The organism is Streptomyces sp. MBT53 (assembly GCF_016654115.1).
Classification (GTDB): domain Bacteria; phylum Actinomycetota; class Actinomycetes; order Streptomycetales; family Streptomycetaceae; genus Streptomyces.
The window spans coordinates 65,367-74,063 of the sequence record NZ_JAEQAZ010000020.1 but is presented as its reverse complement, the minus strand read 5'-3'; the positions used below and the strand labels follow the sequence as shown (position 1 = coordinate 74,063).

The 8,697-nt window shown below is 70.6% G+C and carries 9 protein-coding genes; 6 read left to right on the top strand and 3 right to left on the bottom strand.

Annotated features, from left to right (window positions below; translation table 11 throughout):
* Positions 1-27 precede the first annotated feature (27 nt).
* Complete coding sequence (locus JHN45_RS10630; protein ID WP_200710402.1) at positions 28-663, top strand: DJ-1/PfpI family protein; 636 nt, start codon at positions 28-30, stop codon at positions 661-663.
* Here JHN45_RS10630 and JHN45_RS10625 read toward each other — a convergent pair.
* Positions 656-1,399, bottom strand: coding sequence for an enoyl-CoA hydratase/isomerase family protein (locus JHN45_RS10625; protein ID WP_200710403.1), 744 nt, complete (start codon positions 1,397-1,399; stop codon positions 656-658). The genes JHN45_RS10630 and JHN45_RS10625 overlap by 8 nt on opposite strands.
* 204 nt (positions 1,400-1,603) lie before the next feature.
* On the opposite strand from JHN45_RS10625, the gene JHN45_RS10620 reads away from it, so the two are divergent.
* On the top strand, positions 1,604-2,116 hold the full coding sequence (locus JHN45_RS10620) for an ATP-binding protein (RefSeq protein ID WP_200710436.1): 513 nt from the start codon (positions 1,604-1,606) through the stop codon (positions 2,114-2,116).
* A gap of 10 nt (positions 2,117-2,126) precedes the next feature.
* Here the strand turns inward: JHN45_RS10620 and idi are convergent, their stop codons facing one another.
* A complete protein-coding gene (idi, locus tag JHN45_RS10615; RefSeq protein ID WP_200710404.1) occupies positions 2,127-2,720 on the bottom strand; it encodes an isopentenyl-diphosphate Delta-isomerase in 594 nt (197 codons plus the stop codon).
* Between the two features lie 245 nt (positions 2,721-2,965).
* Positions 2,966-3,910, bottom strand: coding sequence for a cation diffusion facilitator family transporter (locus JHN45_RS10610; protein WP_200710405.1), 945 nt, complete (start codon positions 3,908-3,910; stop codon positions 2,966-2,968).
* A gap of 445 nt (positions 3,911-4,355) precedes the next feature.
* On the opposite strand from JHN45_RS10610, the gene JHN45_RS10605 reads away from it, so the two are divergent.
* Genes JHN45_RS10605 through JHN45_RS10590 form a run of 4 tightly spaced genes read left to right on the top strand, consistent with a single transcriptional unit; the run spans position 4,356 to position 8,695 of the window.
* The gene (locus JHN45_RS10605) at positions 4,356-6,140 is read left to right on the top strand and encodes a DUF5941 domain-containing protein (RefSeq protein ID WP_200710406.1); all 1,785 of its coding nucleotides are present in this window, start codon (positions 4,356-4,358) and stop codon (positions 6,138-6,140) included.
* Complete coding sequence (locus JHN45_RS10600) at positions 6,137-6,889, top strand: sugar phosphate nucleotidyltransferase (protein WP_019069707.1); 753 nt, start codon at positions 6,137-6,139, stop codon at positions 6,887-6,889. Before JHN45_RS10605 ends, JHN45_RS10600 begins: the two co-directional genes overlap by 4 nt.
* The gene (locus JHN45_RS10595) at positions 6,877-7,938 is read left to right on the top strand and encodes an iron-containing alcohol dehydrogenase family protein (protein WP_200710407.1); all 1,062 of its coding nucleotides are present in this window, start codon (positions 6,877-6,879) and stop codon (positions 7,936-7,938) included. Before JHN45_RS10600 ends, JHN45_RS10595 begins: the two co-directional genes overlap by 13 nt.
* Positions 7,916-8,695 carry a CDP-alcohol phosphatidyltransferase family protein gene (locus JHN45_RS10590; protein ID WP_200710408.1) on the top strand — a complete coding sequence of 260 codons (780 nt, stop codon included), beginning with the start codon at positions 7,916-7,918 and terminating at the stop codon, positions 8,693-8,695. The genes JHN45_RS10595 and JHN45_RS10590 overlap by 23 nt, the downstream gene beginning before the upstream one ends.
* The last annotated feature ends 2 nt before the right edge of the window (positions 8,696-8,697 follow it).

Below are 8,697 nucleotides of genomic sequence, written 5' to 3'. Positions count from 1 at the left end.
ACCCCACCCCACCCCGAAAGGCCCCCCATGCAGATCGCCATCGTCCTCTTCGATCGCTTCACCGCCCTGGATGCCGTCGGTCCCTACGAGACCCTAGGCCGACTCCCCGACGCGGAGACCGTGTTCGTCGCCGAGGAGAGGGGCCCCGTCCGCAACGAGAGCGGAAACCTGGCGCTCGTCGCCGACCGGACGTTGGCCGAGGTGTCGAGTCCCGACATCGTGGTCGTGCCGGGCGGTCCCGGGCAGACCTCGCAGATGGAGAACGAGACGCTCCTGGACTGGCTCCGCACGGCCGACGCCACCAGTACCTGGACGACCTCGGTGTGCACCGGGTCGCTGTTGCTGGCCGCCGCGGGGCTTCTCGACGGCCGCCGCGCGACCTCGCACTGGCTGGCGCTGGAGCAGTTGGAGCGGTTCGGTGTCGAGTCCACGGGGGAGCGGGTGGTGACCGACGGGAAGTACGTCACCGCGGCCGGTGTCTCCTCCGGCATCGACATGGGCCTGACCCTGCTCGGCCGGATCGCCGGTGACGAACACGCCCAGGCCGTACAGCTGTTGACCGAGTACGATCCGCAACCGCCCTACGACGCGGGGTCCCCGCAGAAGGCGCCCGCGCATCTCGTCGAGGAGTTCCGGGCCAAGAGCCGGTTCATTCTCAGGTAGTCCAGGTGAAGCGCGGCTCACGGCGTTCCAGGAACGCGGCGACGCCCTCCGCGGTGTCGTCGCTGCCGCGCGCCTGCTCGGTCCAGTGACTGTCCCTGTCCGTACGCCCGTTGGCGAACTCCTTCGCCGCGGCCTGTGTCAGCCGCGAGCGGGCGGCCAGTACCCGGGTGAACTCGGCGACCCGCTTGGCGAGTTCACCCTCGGGCAGCAGTTCGTCGAGGAACCCGGTGCGCAGCGCCCGCTCGGCGTCGATCAACTCGGCCGAGAAGAGGAGGTACTTGGCGGTTCCCGGACCCACCAGTGACACCAACCGCCGGGTGGAGGACGCCGGATACACGATCCCGAGTTTCGCCGGAGTCACCCCGAACAGTGCCCCCTGCTCCGCGAACCGCAGATCGCAGGCAGCCGCCAACTGCGCGCCGCCGCCCACGCAATGACCCCGGATCGCGGCCAGCGTCGGCTTCGGGAACGCCGCCAGCGCCTCCTCCGCGAGGACCGCGAGCCCCTGCGCCTCACCCGGCGACTTCCGCAGCGTGGAGATGTCGGCCCCGGCGCAGAACGTGTCGCCCTCGCCGGTCAGCACCAGAGCCCGTACGGCCGGATCGGCCGCGAGGGTGTCGAGCAGCGGCGGCAGCGCGCGCCACATCGCGGCCGTCATCGCGTTGCGCTTGCCGGGGTGGTGGATGACGACGGTGGCGACCGAGTCGGTGACCTCGTGCAGCAGGCGGGGCTCCATGCGCTGGATGCTACGTACAACCGTAAGAGTTCGCGAAGTCGGCATGATCGGCACACGAGCGGTCCGACACGCGACCGTGTCGGGCGGAAACGGTCGTAATACACCCGAAAACTGCTGACTTCTGTTCAGTCGTAGGGGGTGGAGCGGGTCGTTGCCAACACTCGTCGGGTGGTGACAATCGAGCGCAAGGGTGGCGACCGGACGATGGAGAACGATGGGCGTGGGTCAGGCCCCCGCCCAGAAGGCGGCGTCGGGGACGATCCTCCGGCCCCCGCCGCGCCGGGTCCGCTGCCGTACGAGGGAGTCTGGCGGTTCACCGCCTCCGCCGTCGACGCCTCCGTCCCGCAGGCGCGGCACGCCGTGCGGGACCTGCTCCTCCGTCAGGGCGTGCCCCTGACGGACGACCTGCTGCAGGGGCTGTTGCTGATCGTCTCCGAGCTGGTCACCAACGGGGTCAAGCACGCGGCGCTGCTGTCGCCGATACTCGCGGTGGAGGTCGCCGTGGGCGCCGAGTGGGTGCGGGTGTCCGTCGAGGACAACCACCCCTACCGCCCGACCGCCCTCGTGGCCGGCCACGACGAGACCGGCGGCCGGGGACTGCTCCTGGTGCGCGAGGTGACCCGGGAGGCGGGCGGTGTGTGCGACGTCGAGCACACGGCGAGCGGCGGCAAGGTGATCTGGGCCGCGCTGCCGCTCACCGTCGCGCGGGTGCCGTAGGGCCGGGCGGTCACCAGCCCGCGGACGGGCCCGTCAGCTCGCGGACCGCCGGGCGGGCCGCGTCCAGCACGGTCATGAACCAGGACGAGAAGGTGTCCTTCGCGTGCCGCTCCGCCAGCTCGGCGGGAGTCACGAACGCGGTCGTGCCCACCTCCTCCGGGTCCGGCCGCAGCGGGGACTGGACCATGCCGACGAAGAGGTGGTTGTACTCCTGCTCCACCAGGCCCGAGGCCGGGTCGGGGTGGTTGTAGCGCACCGTGCCCGCCTCGGCGAGCAGCGAGGGCGATACCCCGAGCTCCTCGTACGTGCGTCGGGCCGCAGCCGCGAAGGGCGCCTCGCCGGGGTAGGGGTGACCGCAGCAGGTGTTGGACCAGACGCCGGGGGAGTGGTACTTGCCGAGCGCCCGCTGCTGGAGCAGGAGGCGGCCCTGTTCGTCGAAGAGGAAGACGGAGAAGGCGCGGTGCAGCCGGCCCGGTGGCTGGTGGGCGGAGAGCTTCTCCGCGGTGCCGATCGTCACGCCGTTCTCGTCGACCAGTTCGAGCAGGATCGCTTCGGCGGTGCCGTTCGACGTGCTGTGCGTCGCGGTGGCAGGTGTGATCGGCATACCCATCCTTCACATCGGTCTTCAAAGCCAAGTCTGCCGTACGAATCCGGCACTCCCGGCAGTTCATCGTGCCCGGCGCGGCGACGGGGGAACCGTCCGGGGGTGGGGTCACGGGAGTGTGGACATGGGTGTGGACAGGGGAGTGCACCGGACGGTTGCGTTCCGTCCGACCTGGTCGATTTCCCTCAGATTCTGTCGGCTTCGGTCAGTCGTCAATCAGTCGTCAACTAGTTGTCCGTCAGTCGTCAATGGCAGAGCTTGGCCTCGTGCTCCGCGTGGCCGCCCGGCTCCAGCTGGAAGGTGCAGTGCTCCACGTCGAAGTGGTCGCCGAGGCAGTCCTGGAGTTCGTGGAGCGTCTTCTCGTTGCCGATGGCGTTCAGTGTGTTCGAGTCGACGACCACGTGCGCGGAGAGCACCGGCATCCCCGAGGTGATCGTCCAGGCGTGCAGATCGTGGATGTCCTCGACGCCGTCCAGGGCCAGGATGTGGGCGCGCACCTCCCGCATGTCGACGTCCCTGGGCGCCGACTCCAGCAGCACGTCCAGGGTCTCGCGCAGCAGCTTCAGTGTGCGCGGCACGATCATCAGGCCGATGGCGAGCGAGGCGATCGGGTCGGCCGCCTGCCATCCCGTGGTCAGGATCACCAGGGCCGAGACGATCACCGCGAGGGAGCCCAGTGCGTCGGCGGCCACCTCCAGGAACGCGCCGCGCACGTTCAGGCTCTCCTTCTGGCCGCGCACCAGCAGCGTGAGGGAGATCATGTTCGCGACCAGGCCGATCAGACCGAACACGACGGTCAGTCCGCCCTCGGTGTCGGCGGGCGCGACGAACCGCTGGACCGCCTCGTACAGGACGTAGCCGCCGACGCCGAGGAGCAGCAGGCAGTTGGCGAGCGCGGCGAGGATCTCCGCGCGGGCGTAGCCGAAGGTGCGGTTGCCGGCCGCCGGGCGGTTGGCGAAGTGGATGGCGAGCAGCGCCATGCCGAGCCCGAGCGCGTCCGTCGCCATGTGGGCCGCGTCCGCGATGAGCGCGAGGGAGTCCGCGAGCAGCCCGCCGACCACCTCGACCACCATCACGGTGAGCGTGATCCCCAGCGCGACCCGCAGCCTGCCCCGGTACGCCGCCGCGGCCGTACCGGTGACGGGAGTGCCGTGCGCGTGGGAATGCCCGTGGTCGTGCCCTGCCCCCATGAAAGCCGCCCTCCTGATGACTGCCCGGAACCACAGTGAACTACGGGTGGGGGGTATGGGGCAACGCGGCACTGAACACCGTTGTCATGTGCCCTGACCTGCGCAAACGGATCGCAGGTCGGGGTGGCGCGGAGCGGGTGTGGGCGGGGGTGGAAGGCGGGTCCGCCGGACACCCGCCGCGGTGGACCGCCGTCGTGGAGTCCGCGGAATGTCCGGCGATGCCCGCTCTGGCAGGTGCGGTTTGTCGGCCGGGGGCCGAATCCCTGATGATGATCTCGGCGGAGGCGCCTGCAGATCCTGTTGATCAGCCTATGAACGGCCGGTGAACACGGGCTTGAGAGCATCCGATAGCCTCTGCCGACATGCCGCCCGGGTGCCACCCGAAGGGCGCCACCACCATGCACATGACCGGCGCCCACGCGTCGGCACCAGGGAGTGAGTTCGGTTGTCGACCGCCATCCTCACCGGTCAGCCGGTCCCCGGATCGTCGATCGAGGAAGACCTGCGCTCGCTCGGCTTCGACGTCCGGATCGCCGCCGACGCCACCGAGGCGGAAACGCTCCTGGCGGCCGTTCCCGGCGACCGGCGCGTCGCCGTCGTGGACGCCCGCTTCGTCGGCCACCGGCACGCGCTGCGCCTCGGCCTCACCGACCCCCGCTTCCCGCTCGCCGCGGTACCGGGCGCCGTCACCGCGCAGCCGGCCGGCCGCCAGGCCCTGACCCGCGCGATGGCCCGCGAGAACTCGGCCGGCGGCGGCACGACCCTCCTCGACAACCTCGCCGACCGGATCGTCACCGCCCTCGACGCCGACGGCTCGGACGTGCACCACCCCGAGCTGGGCAGCCTCGTCGCCACGGTCCCCGCCGACGCGCAGGCCGGCAGCGAGGCACGGCAGGCCGTCGCCGCCGTCGACGACGAGGCCGTACGCCTGAAGTCGGCCGTGAAGTCCCGCGACGGCTTCTTCACCACCCACTTCATCAGCCCGTACTCGCGCTACATCGCCCGCTGGTGCGCCCGCCGCGGCCTCACCCCGAACCAGGTCACCACCGCCTCCCTCCTCACCGCGCTGATCGCGGCGGGCTGCGCGGCCACCGGCACCCGCGCCGGGTTCGTCGCGGCCGGCGTCCTGCTGATCGCGTCCTTCGTCCTGGACTGCGTCGACGGCCAGATCGCCCGCTACGCCCTGAAGTACTCGACGCTCGGCGCCTGGCTCGACGCCACCTTCGACCGGGCCAAGGAGTACGCCTACTACGCGGGCCTCGCGCTGGGAGCGGCCCGGGGCGGCGACGACGTATGGGCGCTCGCGCTCGGCGCGATGATCCTGCAGACCTGCCGGCACGTCGTGGACTTCTCCTTCAACGAGGCCAACCACGACGCCACCGCCAACACCAGCCCCACCGCCGCCCTCTCCGACAAGCTCGACAGCGTCGGCTGGACGGTCTGGGTGCGCCGGATGATAGTCCTGCCCATCGGCGAACGATGGGCGATGATCGCCGTCCTCACCGCGGTGACGACCCCCCGCATCACCTTCTACGTCCTTCTCGTCGGCTGCGCCTTCGCGGCGACGTACACGGCGGCGGGCCGGGTGCTGCGCTCGCTGACCCGGAAGGCGCGGCGGACGGACCGGGCGGCGCAGGCGCTGGCGGACCTCGCCGACAACGGACCCCTCGCCTCCTTCATGGCCCGCGTCAACCCCGGCCGCCTCGGCGCCCCGCTCCTGATCGCACTCGCGGGCACCGCGATCCTCGCCGTCTCCCTCTTCTCCGGCGTCACCTGGGCCCCCGTGGTCGGCGCCCTCGTCTACGCGCTCACCTCCGGCCAGGCCCTGTCCCGCCCCCTCAAGGGCGCCCTCGACTGGCTCGTCCCGCCGCTCTTCCGGGCGGCCGAATACTGCACGGTCCTGGTGCTCGCGGCTAAAGCGGAGGTAAACGGAGCGCTTCCTGCGGCTTTCGGCCTGGTGGCCGCCGTCGCCTACCATCACTACGACACGGTGTACCGCATTCGCGGCAACGCCGGGGCGCCCCCGGCCTGGCTGGTGCGCGCCATCGGGGGGCAGGAGGGGCGGACGCTGCTCGTCACCGTTCTCGCCGCCGCGCTCACCGCGTCGCAGTTCCCGGTCGCGCTCACGGTCCTGGCCGTGGCCGTGGCCCTGCTGGTGCTCGTCGAGAGCATCCGCTTCTGGGTGTCCGCAGGGGCGCCCGCCGTACACGATGAAGGAGAACCCGCATGATCGGCCTCGTGCTGGCGGCCGGCGCCGGACGGCGTCTGCGCCCCTACACCGACAGCCTTCCCAAGGCGCTGGTGCCGGTGGGGCCCGCGGGCATAGAGGGCGAACCGACGGTTCTGGACCTGACGCTCGGCAACTTCGCCGAGATCGGTCTGACCGAGGTCGCGATCATCGTCGGCTACCGCAAGGAAGCCGTGTACGAGCGCAAGGCCGCCCTTGAGGCGAAGTACGGCCTCAAGCTCACCCTCATCGACAACGACAAGGCCGAGGAGTGGAACAACGCCTACTCCCTGTGGTGCGGACGTGACGCCCTCAAGGACGGCGTGATCCTCGCCAACGGCGACACCGTCCACCCGGTCTCCGTCGAGAAGACGCTGCTCGCCGCCCGCGGCGAGGGCAAGCGGATCATCCTCGCGCTGGACACCGTCAAGTCCCTCGCGGACGAGGAGATGAAGGTCGTCGTCGACCCCGCCAAGGGCATGACGAAGATCACCAAGCTGATGGATCCCGCCGAGGCCACCGGTGAGTACATCGGCGTGACCCTCATCGAGGGCGACGCCACCCCCGAACTGGCCGACGCGCTCAAGACGGTGTGGGAAACCGACCCGCAGCAGTTCTACGAGCACGGCTACCAGGAACTGGTCAACCGCGGCTTCCGGATCGACGTGGCCCCGATCGGCGACGTCAAGTGGGTCGAGATCGACAACCACGACGATCTGGCCAAGGGGCGGGAGATCGCGTGCCTGTACTGACCCGGCTGATTCCCTCGCCCGTCGTCGTGGACATCCGCCCGGGTGCCCTCGACGACCTGGCGTGCGTGCTGGCCGACGAACGCATCTCGCACTCCGGGAAGCTCGCCATCGCCGTCAGCGGCGGCTCGGGCGCCCGGCTGCGCGAGCGGATCGCGCCGAGCCTGCCCGGCGCCACATGGTTCGAGGTCGACGGCGGCACCATCGACGACGCGGTCCGGCTGGCGAACGACATAAAGGGCGGCCGGTACGACGCGGTCGTGGGTCTCGGCGGCGGAAAGATCATCGACTGCGCCAAGTTCGCGGCGGCACGGGTGGGCCTTCCGCTGGTGGCCGTCGCCACCAACCTCGCCCACGACGGCCTGTGTTCACCGGTCGCGACCCTCGACAACGACGCGGGGCGCGGCTCGTACGGTGTGCCGAACCCGATCGCGGTGGTCATCGACCTCAACGTGATCCGTGAGGCCCCCGTCCGCTTCGTGCGCTCCGGCATCGGCGACGCCGTCTCCAACATCTCCGCGGTCGCGGACTGGGAGCTGGCCAACCGCGTCAAGGGCGAGAAGATCGACGGCCTCGCCGCGGCGATGGCGCGGCAGGCCGGCGAGGCGGTGCTCCGGCACCCCGGTGGCGTCGGCGACGACGGCTTCCTCCAGGTCCTGGCCGAGGCACTGGTCCTCACCGGTGTCGCCATGTCGGTGTCGGGCGACTCCCGCCCCTCCTCCGGCGCCTGCCACGAGATCAACCACGCCTTCGACCTGCTCTTCCCCAAACGCGCCGCCGCCCACGGCGAGCAGTGCGGACTGGGAGCGGCCTTCGCGATGTACCTGCGCGGAGCCCACGAGGAATCGGCGTACATGGCCGAGGTGCTGCGCCGGCACGGACTGCCGGTGCTGCCGGAGGAGATCGGCTTCACGGTGGACGAGTTCGTCCGCGCCGTGGAGTTCGCTCCGGAGACCCGCCCCGGCCGCTACACCATCCTCGAACACCTCGACCTGAAAACCGACCAGATCAAGGACAACTACGCCGACTATGTCAAGGCCATCGGTAGCTGAACTCCGTCCCGTCGTCCACCCCGCAGGGGTGAAGGACCGGCGCAGCGGTGAGCACTGGATGGGGCGCCTCTACATGCGTGAGGTGTCCCTGCGGGTCGACCGCTACCTGGTGAACACCAGGGTTTCGCCCAACCAGCTCACGTACCTGATGACCGTCTTCGGCGTACTCGCCGCCCCGGCGCTGCTGGTGCCGGGGATCACGGGCGCCGTGCTGGGCGTGGTGTGCGTCCAGATGTATCTGCTGCTGGACTGCGTCGACGGCGAGATCGCCCGCTGGCGCAAGCAGTACTCCCTGGCAGGCGTCTACCTCGACCGGGTCGGCGCCTACCTCACCGACGCCGCCGTGCTGGTCGGCTTCGGGCTGCGCGCCGCCGACCTGTGGGGCAGCGGCCGTATCGACTGGCTGTGGGCCTTCCTCGGCACGCTGGCCGCGCTCGGCGCGATTCTCATCAAGGCCGAGACCGACCTGGTCGGGGTCGCCCGGCACCAGACCGGCAAGGAGCCGGTGAAGGAGTCCGCGGCCGAGATGCGGTCCTCCGGGATGGCGCTGGCCCGGCGGGCCGCCGCCGCCTTCAAGTTCCACCGGCTGATCCTCGGTATCGAGGCGTCCCTGCTGATCCTGGTCCTCGCGATCGTGGACCAGGTCCGCGGCGACCTCTTCTACTCGCGGCTCGGCGTCGCCGTACTGGCCGGCATCGCGCTGCTCCAGACCCTGCTGCACCTGGTGTCGATCCTTGCGTCGAGCAGGCTGAAGTGAGC